This is a genomic window from Salipiger sp. PrR007 (genome assembly GCF_010499845.1).
GTDB classification, from domain to species: Bacteria; Pseudomonadota; Alphaproteobacteria; order Rhodobacterales; family Rhodobacteraceae; genus Salipiger; species Salipiger pacificus_A.
In genome coordinates this window covers 154,929-177,239 of sequence record NZ_JAAGOZ010000072.1, presented here as the reverse complement: position 1 = coordinate 177,239, position 22,311 = coordinate 154,929, and the positions used below count along the sequence as shown (strand labels likewise).

General features: G+C 66.1%; 16 protein-coding genes. 9 read left to right on the top strand and 7 right to left on the bottom strand.

Annotated features, from left to right (window positions below):
- Window positions 1-31: 31 nt before the first annotated feature.
- From fliI to G0Q01_RS23095, 3 genes are all read left to right on the top strand, one after another.
- Window positions 32-1,378, top strand: a complete 1,347-nt coding sequence (gene fliI, locus G0Q01_RS23105; protein ID WP_164213901.1) for a flagellar protein export ATPase FliI — start codon at window positions 32-34, stop codon at window positions 1,376-1,378.
- A gap of 505 nt (window positions 1,379-1,883) precedes the next feature.
- Entirely contained in the window at window positions 1,884-2,492 is a 609-nt protein-coding gene (locus G0Q01_RS23100) for a sugar transferase (RefSeq protein ID WP_164198057.1), read from the top strand.
- 136 nt (window positions 2,493-2,628) lie between these two features.
- Window positions 2,629-3,867: an MFS transporter gene (locus G0Q01_RS23095; RefSeq protein ID WP_164197855.1), complete on the top strand. Its 1,239-nt coding sequence runs from the start codon at window positions 2,629-2,631 to the stop codon at window positions 3,865-3,867.
- Window positions 3,868-3,870: 3 nt separating this feature from the next.
- Here the strand turns inward: G0Q01_RS23095 and G0Q01_RS23090 are convergent, their stop codons facing one another.
- Window positions 3,871-5,088 carry a replication initiation protein gene (locus G0Q01_RS23090; protein WP_108970292.1) on the bottom strand — a complete coding sequence of 406 codons (1,218 nt, stop codon included), beginning with the start codon at window positions 5,086-5,088 and terminating at the stop codon, window positions 3,871-3,873.
- Window positions 5,089-5,701: 613 nt separating this feature from the next.
- On the opposite strand from G0Q01_RS23090, the gene G0Q01_RS23085 reads away from it, so the two are divergent.
- Window positions 5,702-7,105 (top strand): AAA family ATPase, encoded by a 1,404-nt coding sequence (locus tag G0Q01_RS23085; protein WP_108970291.1) that lies wholly within the window; start codon window positions 5,702-5,704, stop codon window positions 7,103-7,105.
- Window positions 7,105-8,181 (top strand): ParB/RepB/Spo0J family partition protein, encoded by a 1,077-nt coding sequence (locus tag G0Q01_RS23080; protein ID WP_164213900.1) that lies wholly within the window; start codon window positions 7,105-7,107, stop codon window positions 8,179-8,181. Before G0Q01_RS23085 ends, G0Q01_RS23080 begins: the two co-directional genes overlap by 1 nt.
- A 96-nt stretch (window positions 8,182-8,277) precedes the next feature.
- Here the strand turns inward: G0Q01_RS23080 and G0Q01_RS23075 are convergent, their stop codons facing one another.
- A complete protein-coding gene (locus G0Q01_RS23075) occupies window positions 8,278-10,803 on the bottom strand; it encodes a cation:proton antiporter (RefSeq protein WP_164197857.1) in 2,526 nt (841 codons plus the stop codon).
- A gap of 203 nt (window positions 10,804-11,006) precedes the next feature.
- Between G0Q01_RS23075 and G0Q01_RS23070 the strand changes: the two genes are divergently transcribed.
- The 4 genes from G0Q01_RS23070 to G0Q01_RS23055 all read left to right on the top strand — a co-directional run bounded on the left by G0Q01_RS23070 (window position 11,007) and on the right by G0Q01_RS23055 (window position 14,952).
- Window positions 11,007-12,104, top strand: coding sequence for a transglutaminase-like domain-containing protein (locus G0Q01_RS23070; RefSeq protein WP_164213899.1), 1,098 nt, complete (start codon window positions 11,007-11,009; stop codon window positions 12,102-12,104).
- Between the two features lie 147 nt (window positions 12,105-12,251).
- Complete coding sequence (locus G0Q01_RS23065) at window positions 12,252-13,010, top strand: metallophosphoesterase family protein (protein ID WP_108970287.1); 759 nt, start codon at window positions 12,252-12,254, stop codon at window positions 13,008-13,010.
- A gap of 593 nt (window positions 13,011-13,603) precedes the next feature.
- Window positions 13,604-14,299, top strand: coding sequence for a sugar transferase (locus tag G0Q01_RS23060; RefSeq protein ID WP_164197859.1), 696 nt, complete (start codon window positions 13,604-13,606; stop codon window positions 14,297-14,299).
- A 488-nt stretch (window positions 14,300-14,787) separates the two neighbouring features.
- Window positions 14,788-14,952, top strand: coding sequence for a hypothetical protein (locus G0Q01_RS23055; protein WP_164197860.1), 165 nt, complete (start codon window positions 14,788-14,790; stop codon window positions 14,950-14,952).
- A 55-nt stretch (window positions 14,953-15,007) separates the two neighbouring features.
- Here the strand turns inward: G0Q01_RS23055 and G0Q01_RS23050 are convergent, their stop codons facing one another.
- The 5 genes from G0Q01_RS23050 to G0Q01_RS23030 form a co-directional block, all read right to left on the bottom strand.
- Window positions 15,008-16,381 carry a phosphomannomutase gene (locus G0Q01_RS23050; RefSeq protein ID WP_164197861.1) on the bottom strand — a complete coding sequence of 458 codons (1,374 nt, stop codon included), beginning with the start codon at window positions 16,379-16,381 and terminating at the stop codon, window positions 15,008-15,010.
- A 73-nt stretch (window positions 16,382-16,454) separates the two neighbouring features.
- A complete protein-coding gene (locus G0Q01_RS23045) occupies window positions 16,455-17,894 on the bottom strand; it encodes a mannose-1-phosphate guanylyltransferase/mannose-6-phosphate isomerase (protein ID WP_164197862.1) in 1,440 nt (479 codons plus the stop codon).
- Window positions 17,895-18,261: 367 nt separating this feature from the next.
- On the bottom strand, window positions 18,262-19,497 hold the full coding sequence (locus G0Q01_RS23040) for a saccharopine dehydrogenase family protein (RefSeq protein WP_164197863.1): 1,236 nt from the start codon (window positions 19,495-19,497) through the stop codon (window positions 18,262-18,264).
- 42 nt (window positions 19,498-19,539) lie between these two features.
- On the bottom strand, window positions 19,540-20,631 hold the full coding sequence (locus G0Q01_RS23035; RefSeq protein ID WP_164197864.1) for a carboxynorspermidine decarboxylase: 1,092 nt from the start codon (window positions 20,629-20,631) through the stop codon (window positions 19,540-19,542).
- Between the two features lie 251 nt (window positions 20,632-20,882).
- On the bottom strand, window positions 20,883-22,310 hold the full coding sequence (locus G0Q01_RS23030) for an aspartate kinase (protein ID WP_164197865.1): 1,428 nt from the start codon (window positions 22,308-22,310) through the stop codon (window positions 20,883-20,885).
- Window position 22,311 lies beyond the last annotated feature (1 nt).

Below are 22,311 nucleotides of genomic sequence, written 5' to 3'. Positions count from 1 at the left end.
AATAAAACGGACACATCAATGGATAGTGACCATGCACACCGCGTTTTCGGAGCTTTCAAGCCTTACCCGGACCCTTGAAAGGTCAAGCATTACCGGCGAGGTGAAATCCGCGCTCGGCCTGGTCCTGACGGTGTCGGGCCTCGAGCGCGCGGTTGGGATCGGCGCGCATTGTCTCGTCCAGGGCCGCGAGGGACCGGTGCTGGCGGAAGTTGTGGGCATCGACGAGCGGGGCACCCGGCTCTTGCCTTTCGGCAGCTGGGACGGGGTGCGCACCGGCGATCCGGTACAGGTCAGCCACAGCGCCAACGAGATCCGCCCCGATGACGCCTGGATCGGAAGGGTGGTGAACGCCCTCGGCCAGCCGCTCGACGGCAAGGGGCGCCTGCCCGAGGGCGATACCCCCCGCAGAATTCGCGCCGCGCCCCCGCCCGCTTTCGAGCGCCGCCGGGTGGGCCAGCGGCTCAACACCAAGGTCAAGGTGATGGACGTCTTCACCCCGCTCTGCCGGGGCCAGCGCATGGGGGTCTTTGCCGGCTCCGGCGTCGGCAAGTCGACCATGATGGCGATGCTGGCGCGCGGCGCCCAGGCCGATGTGATCGTCGTCGGCCTCGTCGGCGAGCGCGGCCGCGAGGTGCAGGACTTCCTGCAGGAAGATCTCGGCGAGCAAGGCTTGGCGCGCTCGGTGGTCGTCGTCTCCACCGGCGACGAGCCCCCGCTGATGCGCCGCCAGGCCGCCTGGACCGCCACCGCCGTGGCCGAGCATTTCCGCGATCAGGGCAAGCAGGTGCTGCTGCTGCTCGACAGCGTCACCCGCTTTGCCATGGCGCAGCGCGAAATCGGCCTCGCCGGGGGCGAGCCGCCCACCGCCAAGGGCTACCCGCCTACCACCTTTGCCGAGCTGCCGCGCATGATGGAACGCGCCGGTCCCGGCTCTGGCAGCGGCGGCGACATCACCGCGCTCTACACGGTGCTGGTCGACGGCGGCGACATGGAAGACCCGATCGCCGACGCGGTGCGCGGCATCATGGACGGGCACATCGTGCTCGACCGCAAGATCGCCGAACAGGGACGCTTCCCGGCGGTGAACCTCTTGCGCTCGATCTCGCGGATGCTGCCCGACTGCCACCACCCGGACGAGTATGCCATCTACAAGGCCGCCCGCCGCGCCGCCGCGCGCTATGCCGACATGGAGGAGCTGATCCGCATCGGCGCCTATCGGCGCGGCAGCGACCCCGAGGTGGATTCCGCCATCGATCTCGCCGAGCCGCTCGACCGCCTGCTCAGCCAAGGCAAACGCGAGGCCATGGACGCGTCGGAAACCTTCGCCCGGCTGCACGGCGCCCTCTCGGACGCGGACATCGTCGTGGAAGCGCCCTGAAGGCAGGCGTCGGCGCGCCCTAAGCCGCGACACTCCGACCCGGCAGCCCGTTGCTGGTTGCCCCCTGCCCCGTTCCGCTCCGGCTCGGTGGCAAAACCATTTCGGCGCGCCTGCCTCGGGATTTCCGGAGCCATTTCACAGATCCTTTGCAGTAGAGATCCGTTAATCTTTCCTTAACGAAGTCGTTTAAAAAGCGGACATCCGCTGACGCAATTTCTCGGAATTGATGTTCATTTGGATATACCTTTACTCTCTGGGTTGACTCGTGATTAAAGCTGGATCAACAAGCCGATTATGACCAATTCGTGTCGTGAGACGCGGTCGCGGCCACCAAGGGTGGCCCAGAGCGCATTTTGTCGTCGTTCAGGTGGCCAAAGAGGCCGGACTGTATCGCGTAAGAGTTAAGAGTTCTTGGGGTTTGACAGTGTTTGATGCAGCATTTTATTCCGCGGACGCAGGGTTTCTCGGCGAGCAGCGCCGGCTCTACCGCAAAAAGGCGCAAGGCATCTACCGCCAATTCGCCAAGCCGATTTTCGACACGCTTCTCGCCCTCGCGCTTCTGCCGCTTCTGGCGCCGGTGATTGCCGTCCTGTGGCTGTTGGTGCGCCTCGAAGGCGGGCCGGGTTTCTTCGGCCACCGCCGGATCGGTAAGAACGGCCGGGTCTTCCGCTACTGGAAGATCCGCACCATGGTGCCCAACGCCGAGCAGAAGCTGCAGCAATATCTCGCCAGCAACCCCGCTGCCCGCGCCGAATGGGAACGCGATCACAAGCTGACGAATGACCCGCGCATCACCCGCCTCGGCCGCTTCCTGCGCGAGACCAGCCTCGACGAGCTGCCGCAGATCTGGAACGTGCTGACCGGCGAGATGAGCTTCGTCGGCCCCCGTCCGGTCGTCCGCGCCGAAATGACCAAATACGGCATGCACCGCACCGCCTACCTGCTGATGAAGCCGGGGATCACCGGGCTGTGGCAGGTCTCCGGCCGCAACGACGTCACCTACGACGAGCGTGTCGAGATGGACGTGCGCTACCTCTGCGAGCAGTCCTTCACCACCGACAGCCGACTGCTGCTGCTCACCGCGAAGACCGTGCTGGACCGCACCGGCCGCTGAGCTTTCTCCCCTGTTTCGAAAAAGAGACCCCGGGCCCAAGGTCCGGGGTCTCTTTGCATCCGCGCCGGGCGATTGCGCAGCGCCCGGCACTCCGGCAGAGTTGCGGCGCAACCCCCTCAAGACGAAAGCCTTCCGCATGAGCCACCAGAGCGCCCCCCTCCCCCCTCCTGCCCCGGGCCGCTGGTCGATGCTGGCGCTGATCTGCCTCGGCGTCGTCGGAGTGCTCTGCACCTGGTTCTCGGCCACCGCGATCATACCCGAGCTTGTCAGCGACTGGCAGCTCAGCCCGACCCAGGCCGCCTGGCTGACCAACGCCGTGCAGCTCGGCTTCGTGGTCGGCGCCCTCGGCTCGAGCCTCGTCAACCTGCCCGACATCCTGCCGATGAAGCGGCTGATGACCGGCGCAGCGATCATCGCCGCACTGGCCAATGCCGCGCTGCTGGTCTCCGACCCGACCACGGCGATCCTCGCCCGCTTCGTCACCGGCATCGCGCTGGCCGGCGTCTACCCTCCGGCGCTCAAGCTGATGTCCACCTGGTTCTCGCGAGGCCGCGGCCTCGCCCTCGGCTTCCTGATCGGCGCGCTGACCCTCGGCTCGTCCATGCCGCACCTGATCCGCGCGCTCACCACTGGCATCAACTGGCAGGCCGTGGTCTGGGGCACCTCCGGCGCGGCCCTCGCCTCGGCCATCCTGTTCGCGGGTACCTTGCGTGAAGGCCCCTATGGCTTCGGCCGCGCCGCCTTCGACCCTCGCCAGTCGCTCGCGGTCTTCAGAAACCGCCCGCTGATGCTCGCCAACCTCGGCTACTTCGGCCACATGTGGGAGCTCTACGCCATGTGGGCCTGGTTTCTCGCCTTCGCCGCCGCGGCGCAGGAAAGCGGCCTCGCGCCCTTCCCCTTCGGCACCGCCTCGATGCTGAGCTTCGTGGTGGTTGCCAGCGGCGTCATCGGCAGCCTGCTCGGCGGCTGGCTTTCGGATCGCATCGGCCGGTGCCTGACCTGCGCCGGGATGATGATCGTCTCCGGCGCCTGCGCCGCCCTCATCGGCTTCGCCTTCGAGGGTCCGACCCTACTGCTCGCCGCCCTTGCCCTTATCTGGGGGGTCAGCGTCGTCGGCGACAGCGCGCAATTCTCCGCCGCGGTCACCGAGCTTTCCGAGCCGCATTTCGTCGGCACCGCCCTCGCCCTGCAACTCGGCATAGGCTTTGCCCTGACCGTCGTGGCGATCTGGCTTCTGCCGATCTTTGCCAGCGCGATCGGCGGCTGGCACTGGGCCTTCCTGATGCTGCTGCCCGGCCCGGTGATCGGCGCCCTTTCCATGCTCGCCCTGCGCCGCGACCCGGCGTCGGCGCGTCTCGCCCACGGCGCGCGCTAAACGCTACGCGCTCTCGGCGTCCTCGGCGAGCCCGTCGAAGGCGCCGGGCGACAACTCCTCCCAGAAGGCCGCGATGGCCTCGGCGTTCAGCGCCGACATCCAACCATGGCGCTCAAAATCATCCCGCGCCGCACCCGAGAGCCGGCCGATGAACAGAAGCTTGTCGGCGTCTCTCTGCGTCGGCTTGCGGCTTGCGGCGAGGTCCCGAATGCGTTCCAAACGCCGCGCACGCAGCGTTGACGGTTTGGCAGGGTTTCGCCGCGAAACCTCCGGCGCCTTCGCCGGCGCGCCCTTCGCGTAATCCTCGCGCAGCGCCTTGGTGAGGTAGCCGACGGTGTTCTTCACCCCCTCCTGTCCCTCGACATACTCCAGCTTCTCGGCGACATACTCTTCGCCATGCTCGGCCAGCCACTGACGCGCCAGCCGGTCCGAGACGCCCAGCTCGCGCAACCGACCGTAAAGCTCGGAGTTGCGCAGCCCCTCCCCATCGTCGAGATCGAGGATCGCCAATTGCGGATTCTCGGAAATCAGGAAGCGGATCTCCGTCACCGTGCGCCCCATCTTGCGGGTCTCCGGCGTAAGAAGGATGTTCGAGGTCTTGTTCACCTCGGCCACCGCGGGCTTGATGATCTTGGCGTTGAGCTGCTTGTAGACCTCATAGTAGGGGCTGTCCGCCACGCCCATCAGGCGCCGGAAGAGGTCGAGCGACCACCAGCCGGTCGAGCCGGTGCGCACGAAACGGTAGCAATTCTCGTAGAGCGCCAGCGCGTGGCCCGAGGTGAAGCGCCGCTGTATATTGAGGTTGATCAGGGCAAAGACCTTCGGGTCGTGCAGCTTCTCGGCGAGCGCCGGAGAGTAGGCATATTCGCAGACACCGCCCTTCAGCTTGGCGTAGCTGAGCAGCGAGCTGACGCCCCATTCCTGCTGGCCCTTCTCGTCGAGCATGTCCCATTCCGCAACAGTCTCCGCGAGGCCGCGCAGAGACTGTTTTAGTGTCTCCATGTCGTTCGAGTTGTAGCCGATCATCAGACTGAGCGTGCGCGCGTCGATCTGGTGCCGAGACTGCGAGGTGAGCGTGTCGTAGGCGTTGAGCAGCAGCACGTTCGACAGCTTGCGCTGCAGCAACGTGAGCTTGCCCGAAACGTGGATCGCCGCAACGTGCTTCTTCACCGCTCCGCGGCGCAGCGGGCCGCTCAGCCGGTCGCGCGGAATATCGTCCATTCTGCTCTCGCTTTCCCGGGGCCTCGCCCCACTTGCCGGTCCTCGTGGTTCCCTGCCTTGTCGTACGACTCGTCCAAGCGAGTCGCCGCGGCCGGGTTGTCCCCATGATCCGCCAAAAGGTATCCGCAAGCAAGATCCCCGCTGGCACCTCAACCCGCGCCAAGACGCCCCCCGTAAACGGGCACCCAAGGATCTTGGGTCCCAGAGATAGGTATCCATTTCCGGGATGTCGACTCGCCCGGCCTGCGCGGGAGGAGTCCGATTCCTGGCCCAAAGACCCTAATCCGTCGAAAACAGGCTCTAACGCGCAGTCTTTCCAAGGCCGCCCCGAGAATCGGACCCCTTGATCCCGGAAACGGGTGCCTTTACCCCCGTTTCCGGGCACCATTGCTCCCGCAAGCGGGCACCGCATCAGGGGTATCCCTAGGTATTTATTGAACTTTTATTAACCTAAAGCTCTTAAAAGGACTCAAAGAAACTCAAACATACCGACCGTCTGTGTGATATCTTCCATAATTAGAGTGAGATGAGCGCTCGAATGCTTCCACTTTGCCCCCAGCATGTGCCATAGTTCTCAGGATATCGCGGCAAACAGCGAACATGGTGAGGCGACATGGCACATAAACCCGGCACTCCGCCGAAGGCAGACCTTCCCCCCTACTTCAACATCGACCCGGCCGAGGCCGCGGCAAAGCTCGCCGATCCCATAGACACCGCGCGTTTCGCAAAGGCCGCGTCCTTTGCCATGCGCGGTCGCGACGATCTTGCCCGCCGCGGCTATGCGCCCGACGGCGCGAAGCGGCTGCGGCGCTTCTCGACCTGGGAAATCTGCCGCTACCTGATCCCGGTCAACCCGGCCCACCTGCGCCGCGTGCTGCGCCAGAACCCCGACCTGCCGCAGGGCGAGGGCGAAGGCGGGTCCAAGTGGTTCACGCTCGAGGAGGTTCTGCGGCTGCGCGACCATTTCGCCGAGGAAGGCGCCAAGGATCGCGAGTACCGGGCCTGGCGCCCCGAGGGGCTTCCGGCCAAGGTGGTCGCCGTGGCCAACTTCAAGGGCGGCGTCGGCAAGACCTCGACCTGCGCGCATCTTGCGATGTCCGCCGCGCTCGACGGCTACAAGGTGCTGGTCATCGACCTCGACAGCCAGGGCTCGATGACCTCGATCATGGGCGGCAAGGTCGAGGACGAATGGCAGACCGTCTTCCCGATGCTGGCCCGCGACTACGCGCTTCACCTCCAGCAGGAGAACAAGGTCCGCGAGGCCGCCGGGCAGACACCTTTCCAATTCGACGAGACACTGAGCGCTGCGCTGGAGGTTTCGCCGCGAAACCTCGTGCAGAAGACCCACTGGCCGAACATCGACCTCATTGGCGCGCAGCTCAATCTCTACTGGGCCGAATTCCAGGTGCCTGTCTGGCGGATGCAGATGCTGAGCTGGCCGCTCTGGGACGCGCTGACAAATGCGCTGGAGGAGGGGGGGATGCTGGATGACTATGACATCATCCTGCTCGACACCCCGCCGGCGCTTGGCTACCTGACGATCAACGCGCTTTCGGCCGCGGACATCCTGCTGGTGCCGCTGGGGGCGTCTTTCCTCGAGTTCGACTCGACCGGGCGGTTCTTTGACATGATCTATTCGACCTTTGCCTCGATCGAGGAGGGGGAGAACCGGGTTCGGCGCGCGGACGGATTGCCCGAGATGCGGTTCGAATGGGATGCGGTCCGGGCACTGGTGACGCGGTTTGACGCGGCGCAGCAGACCGACCTGGCGAATGTCATCCAGGCTTATTTCGGCGACTTCATGACCACCTACCGGCAGGAGCTGACCGCGATGGTCGGGCAGGCGGGGGAGCAGGTCTCGGGGATTTACGAGACCGATTACCGGGACTTCAACCGGGACACCTATGTGCGCGGGCGCGAGACCTTCGACCGGACATGGGCAGAGGTGAAGGAGGTGATCCTCGGGACGTGGTGGCGCGACGCGCAGATGGAGCAGGCTGAGAGGGAGGCCGTCTGATGGCAAAGAGACGCAAGCTCGAGGCGCCCTCGGCAGAGGACCTGACCCGCTACGAGGAGGAGTTCCACCGCGAAAGCTCGTCGCGCGGGCTGATGTCGGCGCCGATCGCGCAGGTGGCCGCCGAGGCGGCGACGCTGCATGACCCGCGGCCGGCGGGGCAGCGGGCCGAGGCGGCGAAGGACAAGGTTGACGCCGAGCGGCTGCGGGATGCCGAGGGGCGGGGGCTGGTGATGCTCGAGCTGGCCGTGGACGACATCAACGCCGATGCGCTGGTGCGTGACCGGGTGGTGCTCGACGCCGAGGAGATGGAGGAGCTGAAGGCCTCGATCGCCAAGGGCGGGCTGCGGCTGCCGATCGAGGTGTTTCCGACGCCGGCAGACGGGCAGGGGTTCGGCTACGGGCTGCTCTCGGGCTACCGGCGGCTGAAGGCCTTCCGCGATCTTTATGCGCTGACCAAGGACAGTCGTTACCAGAAGATTAAGGCTGTGATCCGCGACCCCGAGGCCATGGGCGGCACCTTTGCCGCGATGATCGAGGAGAACGAGATCCGCGCCTCGCTCAGCCATTACGAGCGCGGGAGGATCGCGGTGATCGCGGCGCAGCAGGGCGCCTTCGTCAATGCCGAGGAGGCGGTCAACGCGCTGTTTCCTCAGGCCTCCAAGGCGAAGCGCTCGAAGATACGCTCCTTTGCGCTGATCTTCGAGGAGCTGGGCGACATGCTGACCTTCCCCGACCTGCTCAAGGAGAAGGACGGGCTGCGCATCGCCGCGGCGCTGCGCGACGGCGCCGAGGTGCGGCTGCGTGAGGCGCTGGCCGAGTGGGTGCCGGAGACGGCCGCCGAGGAGGCGGAGCTGATCGCAGCGGCGCTGGACGGGGTCGAACTCACCTCGGACCCGAAGAAGGGCGGGCGGCCGAAAAAGGCCGCGTCGCCTGCCAAGGCGCTGTCCTCGGGACTGACGGTGCAGCTCGGCGAGGATGCGCAGGGCTGGGTGATCCGGGTGCGCGGCAAGCGCGTGGGGCGCGAACTGATGGAAGCGGCGATGCTGGAGCTGGAGAGGCTCCTGGACGCGCCGTAGACGAAATAATATAATATTATCAATATTTTGACGTGAAATTGGCGCGCCTTCGAGCCAGGGCGCGCCATTTGCGTGGGGATGCGGCCCCGGGGCCGGTCAGGCCTCTTTCGGGGCCTCCGGCTCTTCGCCTAGGATCTCCGAGACATCCAGCCCCCGGCGCTTGGCGCTTTGCCGGACCGCCTCGCGCAGCTTCTCTGAGCGTTTGAGCAGGCGCTTGAAGCGGCTCTCGTCGAGGCGCAGCAGCGTCGAGGGGGCGATGGCGCGGACCTCGGAACGGCGGCGCCGCCTGGGAATGAGCAGCGCGAGTTGGCCGCACATCTCGCCGCGGCCGAGGCGGAAGCTCTGTCCGCCGACCTGCTGCTCGAGCGCGCCCGATGCAATGAACCAGACCGCGCGCGCGGTGCTGTCGCGGCGAATGATGATGTCGCCCGGCGCTGCATAGCGGGTGCGCAGCGCGCGGGCGAGGGGGCGGATGTCCTTTTCCTCGAGATCGGCGAAGAGCGGGAACTGGCGGACCAGCTCGGTGCGCTGCACCGACAGGTCGAGCGGCGGGCGCTGCTCGGCCTTGGCGCGGCGGCGGGCAAGGTCCTGCTTGAGCGCGGTAAAGAGCTCGGCGCCGATCAGCCCGTCGTCATACATCGTGTCGTATTCGCCCTCTTCGAGCCGCAGGGCGGTGCGGCGGATGAAGCGGCGTTCGAGCTCGTCGGCGTAGCCCGGGTATTGCAGGCGCAGGCCTTCGAGGGCGGTTTCGACGGCGTCGAGCCGGCGCGAGAGCAGCTCGCGCAGCAGGTCGGCGATGCGGCGGCCATGGATGCGTCGGATGCGGCCGTCGATGAAGCCCTCGAGGTCGCGCAGGATCTGCCGCTGCGCCAGCAGCAGATCGAAGCGGTCAGCGGTCATGCGCGCCAGCGGCCCAGAGATGCCGAGACGGTTGTGGGCAAAGAGCGCGGTGCGGAAGGGCGCCCCGTAGCGCGCGCTGGCGCGGGCGGCGCGCTGGTAGCCGGTCCGGCCGTCGCTGCGCGCGCCTTCGATCAGCTGGTCGCAATCGGAGAGGGCCTTTTGCGCGAGCCGCAGCGACATGGTGCGCTCGCGGATCCGCGCGGTGGTCGCGTCGCGCTCGGCCCCGGCAAGGGCGATGAGCCCCAGGGTGATGCGGTCCCGGTCCAGGATCTCGTCGCCTTCCTCGGCGGATTTCACCGCCTTGTCGAGACGGGCGCCGAAGCGCTTGGCCTCGGAGCGCACGATCTCCCGGTCGAGCCCGTAGGTGTCGGTGGTGGTCGAGACCTGCTCGCGCACGGATTGCAGCGCCACGGCAACCACCTGGTTGGAGAGCGCCTGGTCGAGCGGGGCGAGCTTGTCGAGGCCGAGCTTTTTGATCACCCAGGTGAGGGTGGTGCCCTGCACGAGCAGCGTCCAGAGGGTAAAGCCGGTGGCGAGGATGCCGACCACGCGCTTGACTTCGAAGGGCACGCGGAAGCTCTCGGTCACCGCGAGGGCCAGCGCGAGGGTCAGCGCACCGCGCAGCCCGCCCCAGAGGATCGCGACCCGGTAGGGGCGTTCGATCTTCGGCGACAAGCGCAGCAGCCGCAGGATCGGCAGCAGGCCAGAGAGGATCGCGGCGCGGGCGGCGATGGCGGCGACGACGACCACGAGGATCAGCAGGAAATCGCGGAAGTTCGTGTCCTCGAGCAGCCGCGGGATCAGCAGCGCGGCGAGGATGAAGATCAGCGCGCCGGCCCAATGGGCGAGGATATCCCAGACGTCCTTGAGGTTGGCCCAGGCGGTGGGCGGGATCTTTCCGGGGCCGACGAGGTTGAGGGTGAGCCCCGAGACCACCACGGCGATGACGCCCGAGGCGCCAAAAACCTGCTCGGAGCCGATGTAGGCGAGATAGGGCAGGGCGATGGACACCGAGAGCTGCGCCTTTTCGTAGCGTTCGAGCAGGGCCATGGCGCCGATCGCGCCCTGGGCCACCATCCAGCCAGCCACCGCCCCGCCGCCGAGCAGCATGGGGAACTGGGCGAGCGCGCCGAGCGGCGTGGGGTTTGGCACGCCCTCCATCACGAAGCCCATGAACAGGCCGAAGAGCGCGATGGCGGCGGCGTCGTTGAGCAGGCTCTCGCCCTCGATGATGCGCACCAGCCGGCGCGGTGCGGCGATGGATCGGAAGATGCCGACCACCGCCGAGGGATCGGTGGTCGACACGATCGCCCCGACGAGGAAGCAGGCCATGAGCGGCAGCGCGCTCGTCCACGAGAGCGCCAGACCGACAAAGAGCGTGGCGGCGACCACCGCGACGATGGCCAGCACGAGGATCGGCACCCAGTCGTCGAGCATCCGCCTGAGGTTCATGCCCAGCGTTGCCTGGAACAGCAGGGTGGGCAGGAAGACGTATAGGAAGACGTTGGACCTTATGGGGAAGTTGATGATCGCCGCGGCCACGGGATTGAGCGCGTCGGTGATATCGGTGCGCAGGAAGAAGATCGCCGCCCCGCCGATGAAGGTGCCGAGAAGCGCGAGGATGGCGCTGTAGGGCAGGCCGAGGCGGGCCGCCAGCGGCTCGGCCGCGGCGATGACGAGAAAGAGCGACGCGATGACCGCGGTGACGAGAACAACATCCATGCCCCCAGATAAACCGCAAACGACGTCGGGAGAACGGCGGTGCGTCAAATTTTTCGTGCTTTGCGTTACATCGCCGGTGCGGCCTGCGCGGGCGCGGCCGAATTGCGCGGCGCGGCGAGCTACAGCCTTGAGATGTGGGGACGTCCGGGCTATCAGCGGCGGCAATTAGGGGAGGGCGGTTCCCCATGCGAAGGAGACACTCGATGACCCTGGATCGGAGACACTTCATCACGGCGGGCGCGGCGCTTGCGCTGTCGCCGCTGCTGCCGCGCGGGGCGCGTGCCGCCTTCAGCCCGACCCCGGCGGACTGGCGCCGGTTCGAGGTCACCACGCGCGTCGAGATCCCGGCGGGCGGCAAGCCCGTGCAGGCCTGGGTCCCGGTGCCCTCGGTGAACGAGGCGGGGTGGATGCAGGCCGAGGCGCCGAGCTTCTCGGGCAATGCCGACATCGCCGAGCTGGTGACCGACGCCGAGAGCGGCGCGCAGTTCATCCATGCGGTCTGGAGCGGCGGGCAGGAGAGTGCCGAGCTGGAAGTGGCCGCGCAGGTCTCGACCCGCGACCGCGCTGTCGACCTTGGCGCGCCGGGGCAGGGGGCGACGCTCTCGGAGGCGGATCGCGCGCTCTACACCGCGCCGACGCGGCTGATCCCGACCGACGGTATCGTCAAGGCGACCGCCGACATGATCACCGAAGAGATGGAGACCGATCTCGAGAAGGCGCGGGCGATCTACGAGTGGGTCGTCGAGAGCACCGAGCGGAACCCCGAGACCCGCGGCTGCGGCATCGGCGACGTGGCCTCGATGCTGGAGATGGGCGATCTGACCGGCAAATGCGCCGATCTCAACGCGCTTTATGTCGGGCTGGCGCGGGCCGCCGGCCTGCCAGCGCGCGATGTCTACGGTCTGCGCGTGGCGCCTTCGGCCTTTGGCTACAAGAGCCTTGGCGCGGGGTCGTCGGATGTCAGCAAGGCGCAACACTGCCGCGCCGAGGTCTTCCTGTCGGACTACGGCTGGGTCGCGGTCGACCCGGCGGACGTGCGCAAGGTGATGCTCGAGGAGCCGCCGAAGAACCTCGCGCTCGACGATCCCAAGGTGCGCGCGGTGCGCGCCGCGCTCTTCGGGTCCTGGGAAGGCAACTGGATCGGCTTCAACTTCGCGCATGACGTGGCGCTGCCTGGCTCGGCGCGCGACGAGGTGGGCTTCCTGATGTACCCGCAGGCCGAGATCGACGGCGTCGAGCAGGACGAGCTCGATCCGGGCAGCTTCGCCTATTCGATCACGGCGACCGAACTGGACGCCTGAGCGAAACCCGACGCGCGCGCCGGCATCGGCGCGCGCGGTCCCGGGCACGGTCTTAGGGCGTGCTTTCCGGGGAGCGGCTAGCTGACCTTGTGTCAAGCGCCGCATTGCCACTTGGCACCGAACCCCTTTGAATCTACCTCACGCCCCATGAAGTTCCTGTTCAAACGCCGCAAGCCGCCCGCGCCCGTCTTCGATGCCCCGTTCCGCCCCGCCGACAGATGTATCGTCATCGGTGACGTTCATGGCTGCGACGCCTTGCTCGCCAAGCTGTTGGGGCGCCTCGAAGGGCGCTCGTCGCCGGAGACCAAGCTGGTGCTGGTCGGGGATTATGTCGACCGGGGGGACGAGAGCGCCGCGGTGCTGCGCCGTCTGCAGCAGATGCAGGCTCGTCTGGGCAGCGAACAGGTGATCTGCCTGCGCGGCAACCACGACCAGATGATGCTGGACTTTCTCGACGATCCAAAGACGGCGGGGGCGCGCTGGTTCAAGTACGGCGGGCTGCAGACGCTGGCGAGCTATGGCCTGGCCGGGGTCGCGCATACGGCGCCGGAAGAGGACTGGGTGAAGCTGCGCGATCGTTTGCGCGCGGCGATGACCCCGGAGATCGAGACCTGGCTGCGCGGGCTGCCGTTGAGTTGGCAGACCGGCAACGTCTTCATCTGCCATGCCGGGGCCGACCCGCTCCGACCGCTCGAGGCGCAAAGTTCCCGGGACCTGATCTGGGGACCGCCCGGTTTCGAGACCACGGCGCGGACCGATGGCAATTGGGTGGTGCATGGGCACACGATCACCGATCACGCCCGCCCGACCGCGGGGCGCGTTCCGGTTGATACAGGCGCCTATGCCACTGGCAGGCTGACAGCAGCGCTGCTGAGCTCTGGCAAGGTGGAGTTCGTCTCGACCTGAGGTGAGACCCTTAAGGGGTGCTGGAACACCTTCATACTCGCCATGGTTGATTCGCGCCGAGTCGGGAATCTGGCGCGTTCGCGGACAAAGGGACCGCGTTCGGGACGCAAAAGCCTCGCTTTTGCCGCTATTTGTCCCATTCATGCCCCAGCCGCCACGGAATGGTGCGCCGGCGCGTCCGGCGACCGCCGTTTCTTTCAGCATCAGGGCCCAACTGTGTGCATTGTCGGCCACAAAACCGGGTTTGGGAAAATCGGTCCCTGCGTCAACTAGGCCCGGGAACAGGGAGGGTTTGGCTGCTGCCCGAAAAGTTCAAGCCACTGTTTCCAGAGCGGTAATTTTGATGAAAGGTTTGTTGCGGGCGTTCGGCGGCGCTCGAACTGCCAAAAATCCGTTACGAAAACGTCTTGTAGCCGCGGGTTGAAGCCCTAAAGCACCGCGTGTATCAGCAAAGTGTACTTAATGATTAACGGGAGCTGACCCTCAGCTCCGTACAATACTCGGCCCAAGATGTTTCAGAAATTAACTCTTTTGTCCGGCATGTCCGCCGTCGGATCGATGCATCTAGCCATTTCGCTTGGAGGATTTAGCCGATGAGATCCATTGAATTCGGGGCAAGCGAAGATGACGCCCACTCCCCACGCCCCACCGATGGCCGCTTTCTCCGTTGGAGCGACAGGGTCTACGCTCAAGTCCTGAAGCGGTGGTTCGACCTTGCCGTCGCAATGATGCTGGTGCCCGTCCTGCTGCCTGTGATTGCTGTGCTGTGGGTCGTCGTGCGCGCCGATGGTGGGCCGGTTTTCTTTGGCCACAAGCGTGTCGGCAAGGACGGTCGGACCTTCCGCTGCTGGAAGATCCGCACCATGGTGCCGAATGCCGAGGAAAAGCTGCAGGCGCTGCTGGCCAGCGACGAGGCCGCCGCGGCGGAATGGGCGCGCGATCACAAGCTGACCAAGGATCCGAGGATCACCCTGATCGGCAGGTTCCTGCGGCAGACCAGCCTCGACGAGTTGCCGCAGATTTGGAACGTGGTTCTCGGGGAGATGAGCTTTGTCGGGCCGCGCCCGATCGTCGATGCGGAACTCGAGAAATATGGCGTGCACCAAGCGGCTTACCTGTCAATGAAGCCGGGGGTGACCGGGCTTTGGCAGGTGTCGGGGCGCAACGATGTGACCTATGACGAGCGCGTGGCGATGGATATCGAATACCTGCGGGTGATGTCCTGCGCCACCGACGTCAAGCTGATGGTGAAAACCTTCACCGCCATGTGCAACCGCACCGGGTATTGAGACATCTTCGGAAGGCGCGTTCGCTCCTTGGGAGCGGCGCGCGTTTGCTATGTTCGGGGTGCCGCCAGGGTGTCGCAGGGAGCCCACCCTGCATGGAGGCTGCGCAGGGGTGTGCCGGGATTTTCGGCATGTCTCGCGCACAGCTTTTGCGGGCGCCCGCGATCGCTGCGTCCACGGTGACAGGAGAGTGCGGCGGGTGATACCCTGGTACCGAAGGTTCAATTAGGGCCGTGTCGGTGTTTTGTGGTCCGACCGATATCTTTGGAGCTGACTGGTTTCTCTTCCGCGGGTGTCCGACTTTACCGTATCCTTCGGGCACAATCGTTTAAGTCTTAAGACGCGAGTTAATCGCACAATTGAATTCAGATTCCTATTTTAGGGGGGCGATCATGTCCTTGCGGAGTCATCGCTATTTCAAGTGCAGGTATTGCAATCACAAGCTGCGCTTTGGGGCGCAGCAATGTGGAAGCTGTTATCAACCGACCCAGATGATCAACCGGGTGCCGACCTGGACCGTGCTTGGCCTTGCGCTTGTTGTGACCGGTGCGGCGGTGGCCGCCGGGACGCTGCCGTCGATGCTGAATGCCAGCAACGGTGGGGCAGGTCAGGAACCGGGGGCGACCGGCGAGGCGCGGATCAAGGCGAGCCTTTAGGGGATGCGTCGGCCCGATCGCGGGGATCGGGCCGGTGAGTTGCGTGACCCCTCTGTCAGCCGAGGATCGCCTCGCGCAGCTGCGTCAGCCCCTCGTGCATGAGCGCCTCGGCGCCGGCGCGGTCCTGTGCCTCGACGTAGAGCCGCAGCTCCGGGGCGTTGCCTGAGGGGCGGACGTGCAGGATGCGGCCGTCGGCGAGGGTGATGCGCACGCCGTCCGTCTGATCGCAGGCTGCCTCGGTGGCGCCGAGCGGGGCGAGGAAGGCCGCGCGGGCTGCGCTGTCCTCGCGCAGCTTGGCGACGAAGGGTTGCGAGGCCTCCTGCGGCACCTCCTGAAGGCGGTCGGCCATGGTGACGACGGGCGGCTCCTGCGCGACGCGGGCCGACAGAGGGCCGTCGCCAGTGGCGATCAGCGTCATGATGAGTGGAAGCATGCAGTCGCGGGTGGGCAGGGCGGCGAGCGTGCCGGTCGGCCCCTCGGCGGGGAAGCCGAGGAGGAAGCCGCCGTTGGCCTCGTAGCCGACGACCTTGCCGCCGAGCTCTTCCATGCCGGCGATCACGAAGGGCGAACCGATGCGGGTGGTGAGCACATTGCCGAAGCGCTTGCGAGTCACGCCGGAATTGGAGGAGATCGGCGTCACCACCGCCTCGGCACCGAGGGCTTCGGCGGTGATCTGGCCCATGATGTCGCCGGGCACGATGGTGCCGGTCTCGTCGGCCAGAAGCGGGCGGTCGCTGTCGCCATCGGTGGAGACCAGCGCGTTGAGCTTGTGCTCCGTCACCCAGGCGGCGATCTGTGCGCGGGTGTCCGGGTCCACCGCCTCGGTGTCGACGGGGATGAAGGTCTCGGACCGTCCCAGCTCGCGCACCTCGGCGCCGAGGCCTTCGAGCATGGCCCGCAGGTCGTCGCGGCCGACGGCGGAATGGGCGTAGAGGCCGATGCGCTTGCCCGAAAGGGCGTCGCTGCCAAGCGTGTCGACGTAGCGGGCGACGAAGCGGGTACCGGCCTCGGGATCGGTGTCGAGCGGGCCCTCGGCGGTGCCTGCCGGGCGCCCGAGCGCGGCGGTGATCGCCGCCTCGTCGGACTTGGTGATTTCGCCGCTGCGGGTGTAGAACTTGAGGCCATTGCGGTCGGCGGGGATGTGGCTGCCGGTGACCATGATCGCGCCGGCGCCAGTCTCCTGCGCGGCGAGCGCCAGCGCCGGGGTCGGCAGCGCGCCGCAGTCGATCACCCGCAGCCCCTCGGCGCGGGCGGCGGCGATGATGTCGCTCGCGATGCGCGGGCTCGAGGGGCGCAGATCCTGTCCGACGCAGAGAAGCCCGCCGTGGTCGCAGGCTGCGGCGAAGGCGCGAACGTGGTCGGCGACCAGTTCGGGGGTCAGTTCCACCACGAGGCCGCGCAGGCCGCTCGTTCCGAATTTCGGTGCCATCGGGGCGCCTTTCCTGTCTTTGCAGAAGCGCCGACCCTCGCGGGCCGGCGCGGTATGTTCGCTCTTGGCGGGGTCAGCCCTTGGCGCCCTGGCCGCGGGCGTAGACGTCCTCGTAACGCACGATGTCATCCTCGCCGACATAGGAGCCGGTCTGCACCTCGATCAGCACCATCGGCATCTTGCCGGGGTTCTCCATCCGGTGAACCGCGCCGAGCGGGATGTAGACGCTCTCGTTCTCGGTCACCAGCTTGACCTCGTCGTCGACGGTGACCCGCGCGGTGCCCTCGACCACGATCCAGTGCTCGGAGCGGTGGAAGTGGCTCTGCAGCGACAGCGAGGCGCCGGGGTGCACATGGATCCGCTTCACCTGGAAGCGGCTGCCGACCACGAGGCTTTCGAACCAGCCCCAGGGGCGGTGGTCCATCGGGAATTCGACCGCCTGCTTGGCGCCCTTCTTCTTCAGCGCGTCGACGGCCAGCTTCACGTCCTGAGCGCGGTCCTTGCTGGCCACCAGCACGGCGTCGTTCATCGCCACGGCGATGACGTCCTTGAGGCCGATGCCGACGATCTCGATGGCGTCGGAGCCGGTGCGCAGCATAGAGCCCTCGCAGTCGATCGCCGTGGCGCCCTCGCTGCAGACCACGCCGTTCTCGTCCTGCTCGAGCTCGCGCCAGATTGCGTCCCAGCCGCCGAGGTCGGACCAGCCGCTGTCGAAGGGCACCACTTCCAGCGCGTCGGATTTCTCCATCACCGCGTAGTCGATCGAGATGTCCTCGGCCTCGGACCAGGGGCCGGGCGCGAGGCGCAGGAAGCCGAGGTCGACCTCGGCCTGGTCCACCGCGGCGCTGACCGGGGCCAGCAGGCCGGGGGCGTAGGTCTCGAAGGCGGCGAGGATGTCCTTGACGCGGAAGAGGAAGATCCCGGCGTTCCAGAGGAAGCCGCCCTGCGCCAACATCTTGGCGGCATTCTCGGCGCCGGGCTTTTCGACGAAGCGCTTCAGCGGCGTGGTGGCGGGACCGGCGTTGGCGAGGTCGAGTTCGAGGTAGCCGTAGCCGGTCTCGGGCCGGTCGGGGTGGATGCCGAAAAGCACCAGCTTGCCCTGCTCGAGCGCGGCCCGGCCGTTCTCGACCGCGGCGCGGAAGGACTCGCGGTCGGGGATGCGGTGATCCGAGGGCGCGACCAGCATCGCGGCCTCGGGATCCTTGCGCGCGAGGTGCAGCGCGGCGGCGAGCACGGCGGGGGCGGTGTTGCGCCCCTCGGGCTCGATCAGGATCGCGCCGGGGTCGATGCCGATGGCCGAGAGCTGCTCGGTCACCACGAAGCGGAAGTCGGAGTTGGTCACGACGACAGGCTTGGTGAAGCAGGCGCTGCCCGAGAGCCGCTCGGCGGTGGCCTGGAACAGGCTGGTGTCATCCACGAGCCGCGCGAACTGCTTGGGGTAGCTCTTGCGCGAGACCGGCCAGAGCCGTGTTCCGGAACCGCCACAAAGAATGACCGGGGTAATTGCCTGCATGAATCTCTTTCCTTCCAACTGCCGAGCAATGCGACTGCGGATGTTCTTAGAAACATCGCCTAACAGCCGCATGAAACCACTGCGAAGGAAAAGAGCATTTGCCAATAGGAACGGCAAGCGGAAGGCACCCTAAACCGATGCATTGCGCCAGATAAGGTCCCGTCAAAGATCGTCGAATTGGCAGCCGCTCTTTTTCCCGTCACGGCGACAGAAACCTCGGGCGCGCGGGGTTTGCAAGACGTGGTGACGACTTGGCGGCACGGCGGCGGAAAATTGTCGCCCGGCTGCAAGAAAGGCAGTGAAAAGGAAAGGGCCGGAAGCATGGCTCCCGGCCCTTGGTGTGAGTCGCCGTCAGACGATCAGGCGGTCAGGCATTCCAGGGGCGGTCGCCCTTGGCATCCTTGACGCGGGTCGGCAGACCGATCTCGTCGAGGATGGTGAAGAAGGGCTTGGGGTCGAGTTCCTCGACGTTCTTCATGGTCTTCGCATCCCACTCGCCCGAGGCGACCAGCATCGCCGCGGCGACCGGCGGCACGCCCGCGGTATAGGAGATGCCCTGGCTGCCCACCTCGGTGTAGGCGTCCTTGTGGTCGGCGACGTTGTAGACGAACATCTCGACTTCTTCGCCGTCCTTCACGCCCTTCACCAGATCGCCGATGCAGGTCTTGCCGGTGTAGTCGGGCGCGAGCGAGGAGGGGTCGGGCAGCACGGCCTTGACGACTTTCAGCGGCACGACCTCGAGGCCTTCGGCGGTTGTCACCGGCTGCTCGGAGAGCAGGCCGAGCGACTGCAGCACGGTGAAGACGTTGATGTAATGCTCACCAAAGCCCATCCAGAAGCGCACGTCCGCCTGCGGGTAGTTGGCCGAGAGCGAATGCACCTCGTCGTGGCCCGACTGGTAGGCGCGCTGGGTGCCGACGACGGGCAGGTCCCAGTCCTTGCCCGAGGCGAACATCGAGGTTTCCTTCCACTGCTGGTCTTCCCAGTAGTAGACGGTGCCGGTGAACTCGCGGAAGTTGATCTCGGGGTCGAAGTTGGTGGCGAAATACTTGCCGTGCGAGCCCGCGTTGATGTCGACGATGTCGATGCTCTTGACCTCGTCCATCTGGTCGATGGCGAAGCGGGCGAAGGCGTTGACCACGCCCGGATCGAAACCGGCGCCAAGGATCGCGGTGATGCCTTTCTCGGCGCAGAGGTCGCGCTTTTTCCACTCGTAGTTGGCGTACCACGGCGGGGTCTCGCAGATCTTCGCGGGATCCTCGTGGATCGCCGTGTCGATATAGGCGGCGCCGGTCTCGATGCAGGCGTCGAGCACGTACATGTTGACGAAGGCCGAGCCCACGTTGATGACAATCTGCGCGCCGGTGTCGCGGATCAGCTGCGCGACGGCGGCCGTGTCCATCGCGTCGACCTGGTGAGCCTTGAGGACGCCCTCAACCTTCATCGCGCCCTTTTCGCGGACCGACTCAAGGATCGCTTCGCATTTCGAAAGCGTCCGGCTGGCGATATGGATCTCGCCGAGCACATCGTTGTTCTGAGCGCATTTATGCGCCACGACCTGAGCGACGCCGCCTGCGCCGATGATGAGAACGTCTTTTTTCAACTCACTGGACCTCCGTCTTTGTCCGTCTTGGTTTGCGTGCGCTCAGGAGAGCGCGGCGCTGAAATCGTCGTAGGTGAAGTCGCGCACCAGCCGTTCGCTGCCGTCGAGCTCGCGGATGGCGATCGAGGGCATCTGCACCCCGTTGAACCAGTTCTTCTTGACCATCGTGTAACCGGCGGCGTCCTGAATGCTGAGCCGGTCGCCGGGGTTCAGCGCCTTGGGGAACATGAACTCGCCGAAGATATCGCCCGCCAGGCAGGATTTGCCGCAGATCATCCAGGGCTGATCGCCGCTTTCCTTCATCTTGGCACTTTCGCGGTAGATCAGCAGGTCGAGCATATGCGCCTCGATCGAGCTGTCGACGATCGCGAGGTTCTTGCCGTTGAAGAGCGTGTCGAGCACCGTCACCTCCAGCGTGGTCGAATTCGTGATCGTCGCCTCTCCGGGCTCAAGATAGACCTGCACCTCGTTTTCGCCAGCAAAGCGTTTGAGCCGCTCGGCAAGGCGGTCGAGCGGGTAGCCCTCGCCGGTGAAGTGGATGCCGCCGCCGAGGCTGATCCATTTCATCTGGCGGATCAGGTGGCCGAAGCGCTGCTCGATGGAGCCGAGCATGGCGTCGAAGCGCTCGAAGTCGGCGTTCTCGCAGTTGTTGTGGAACATGAAGCCGCTGATCTGCTCGAGCACAGGCTCGATGTCCTTGGGGTCATGCTCGCCAAGGCGCGAGAATGGGCGGGCGGGGTCGGCGAGATCGAAGCCCGAGGTGGACACGCCCGGGTTGACGCGCAGCCCGCGGGTGTGGCCGCGGCTGACCTCTTCGAAGCGGGAGAGCTGCGCGGCGGTGTTGAAGATCACCTTGTCCGAGCTTGCCAGCACGTCTTCGATTTCATGGTCGGCCCAGGCCACCGAATAGGCATGGGTCTCTCCGGGGAATTTCTCCCGGCCCAGCTTGACCTCGAAAAGCGAGGAGGAGGTGGTGCCATCCATGTACTCGCTCATCATGTCAAAGACCGACCAGGTGGCGAAACACTTGAGCGCCAGCAGCGCCTTGGCGCCGGAGGTCTCGCGCAGGTGGGCGATCTTCTCGAGATTGGGCAGGAGCCGCGATTTGTCGATCAGGTAATAAGGCGTCTGCATCGGTGGTCACCTCCGGACAGCGAACACGGGGAAGCCGTGCCAATATAGCGCAAGCCCGCCGAGAACAATGCCCCCCTGTTGCCGCAGCTCTCTGACATAGGTGTGACGGTCTCGAGGGGCTGGGCGCGAAAGCCTTGGGCGTGGATTGCGGGTCTTTTCGAAGAGAAGCGGGCGTGGGGCAGGGGGGATGGAAAAAGGGGCGGCCCGAAAGCCGCCCCAGTTGGTCGAAGTCCCTGTCGGATGGTGCAGGCTCAGGCGGCTGTCTTCAGCTTCTGGCTGGCCTGCGGGGAAACGAAGGCTCCGTGCAAGGCGGCGATGACCGGATCGAGGTCGTCGCGCTCGAGAATGAACTGCACGTCCACGTTGCGCGGACCCTGAGTGGCACCGATCGCTTCATAGCCCGCCTCGGCGATGGCCTGCAGACCGCGCGTCAGGACGCGCAGGGTGCTGAGGTCACGTCCGATGACCGAGGCCATCGACAGCGTGCGCGAGCTGATCTTGGCTTGCGGGTAGAGCTTGGCCAGATCGTCCTCCACCCGGCGCATCGTCTTGAGCGAGCTGTCCAGGTAGTGGGTGATGGTGTTGGCGTTCGACACCTTCGAGACGATGCGGACCTGGTGACGGGTCAGCACGTCGAGGATCGCGGCGTCATAGCCCTTCACGCCCACCATGTCCTGCTCGAAGACCTCGAGCGCCACGATGTCGAGCCCGGTGACGATCTCGACCGCCGGGGTCTCGGCGGGCTGATCGTCGATCAGCGTGCCCGGATCGCCCGGCTCGAAGGCATTGGTGACGCGCAGCGGCACCTGCGCCTGGCGCAGCGTCTTGGCGGCCTTGGGGTGGATCGCCTCCATCCCCATGTTCGACAGCTGGTCGGCCACGTCGTAGTTGGTGCGGCCCAGCTTGCGCACGTTCTCTGCGCCCACCAGCTTGGGGTCGGCCGAGCTGAGGTGGAACTCCTTGTGGATGATCGCCTCGCGCGCCGACGTCAGAGCCGCCAGCTTCGAGAAGGTCACCTCGGAATAGCCGCGGTCGAACTCGCGCATCAGCCCTTCGGTGCACTGGGCATAGCCTGTGACGATGGGCATCTCGGTGGTCGGATCGACGCCCTCCATCGCTTTCATGATGCGCTCTTCGAGCGTGTAGTGACCATCGTCGCGCCAGCCCGACAGATCGACGTTGCGCGCGTTGACGCCGGAGCGCTGGAGCATCAGCACGGTGACATAGGCCGAATGCGCCTCGCCGAGACCGGAGAGCAGCTCGCGGATCTGCAGCATGTGCTCCGACAGCTGGAAGTGCCCGTAGGAGCACAGCCGCTGCAGGTCGATCAGGCAGTTGCGCGCGCCCTCGATGCGGTTGCGCACGAAGTCGGTCGCCTGCTCGACGTCGCCAGGATGATCGAGCACGGATTCATGCGCCTCGATCATCGCCTTGGAGACTTCGGTCAGCGCGTCGTGCCAGCCGTGGCCGGTGTCGGAGTTGGCGAACTGGCCGTAAACGCCCGGCTTGCCCGATTTCTTGTGCTCGAGCAGCAGGTCGGTGATGCCGCCAAAGGCGGAAACCACGAAGACACGACCGTAGAGATCATCCCCCTCGCGGCCGCCGATGAGCAGCGTGTCGCGCAGTTCGTTGAGGCGGGACATGCTCGTCCCGCCGATTTTCTCAACGGTATGGGTCATG

Coding starts and splice junctions, on each gene's coding strand:
- G0Q01_RS23085 (WP_108970291.1), top strand. CDS start 5,702: ATGGCACATAAACCCGGCACTCCGCCGAAGGCAGACCTTCCCCCCTAC.
- G0Q01_RS23080 (WP_164213900.1), top strand. CDS start 7,105: ATGGCAAAGAGACGCAAGCTCGAGGCGCCCTCGGCAGAGGACCTGACC.
- G0Q01_RS23045 (WP_164197862.1), bottom strand. CDS start 17,894: ATGCAGGCAATTACCCCGGTCATTCTTTGTGGCGGTTCCGGAACACGG.
- G0Q01_RS23030 (WP_164197865.1), bottom strand. CDS start 22,310: ATGACCCATACCGTTGAGAAAATCGGCGGGACGAGCATGTCCCGCCTC.
- G0Q01_RS23050 (WP_164197861.1), bottom strand. CDS start 16,381: ATGGCACCGAAATTCGGAACGAGCGGCCTGCGCGGCCTCGTGGTGGAA.
- G0Q01_RS23055 (WP_164197860.1), top strand. CDS start 14,788: ATGATCAACCGGGTGCCGACCTGGACCGTGCTTGGCCTTGCGCTTGTT.
- fliI (WP_164213901.1), top strand. CDS start 32: ATGCACACCGCGTTTTCGGAGCTTTCAAGCCTTACCCGGACCCTTGAA.
- G0Q01_RS23090 (WP_108970292.1), bottom strand. CDS start 5,088: ATGGACGATATTCCGCGCGACCGGCTGAGCGGCCCGCTGCGCCGCGGA.
- G0Q01_RS23065 (WP_108970287.1), top strand. CDS start 12,252: ATGAAGTTCCTGTTCAAACGCCGCAAGCCGCCCGCGCCCGTCTTCGAT.
- G0Q01_RS23075 (WP_164197857.1), bottom strand. CDS start 10,803: ATGGATGTTGTTCTCGTCACCGCGGTCATCGCGTCGCTCTTTCTCGTC.
- G0Q01_RS23095 (WP_164197855.1), top strand. CDS start 2,629: ATGAGCCACCAGAGCGCCCCCCTCCCCCCTCCTGCCCCGGGCCGCTGG.
- G0Q01_RS23035 (WP_164197864.1), bottom strand. CDS start 20,631: ATGCAGACGCCTTATTACCTGATCGACAAATCGCGGCTCCTGCCCAAT.
- G0Q01_RS23070 (WP_164213899.1), top strand. CDS start 11,007: ATGACCCTGGATCGGAGACACTTCATCACGGCGGGCGCGGCGCTTGCG.
- G0Q01_RS23060 (WP_164197859.1), top strand. CDS start 13,604: ATGAGATCCATTGAATTCGGGGCAAGCGAAGATGACGCCCACTCCCCA.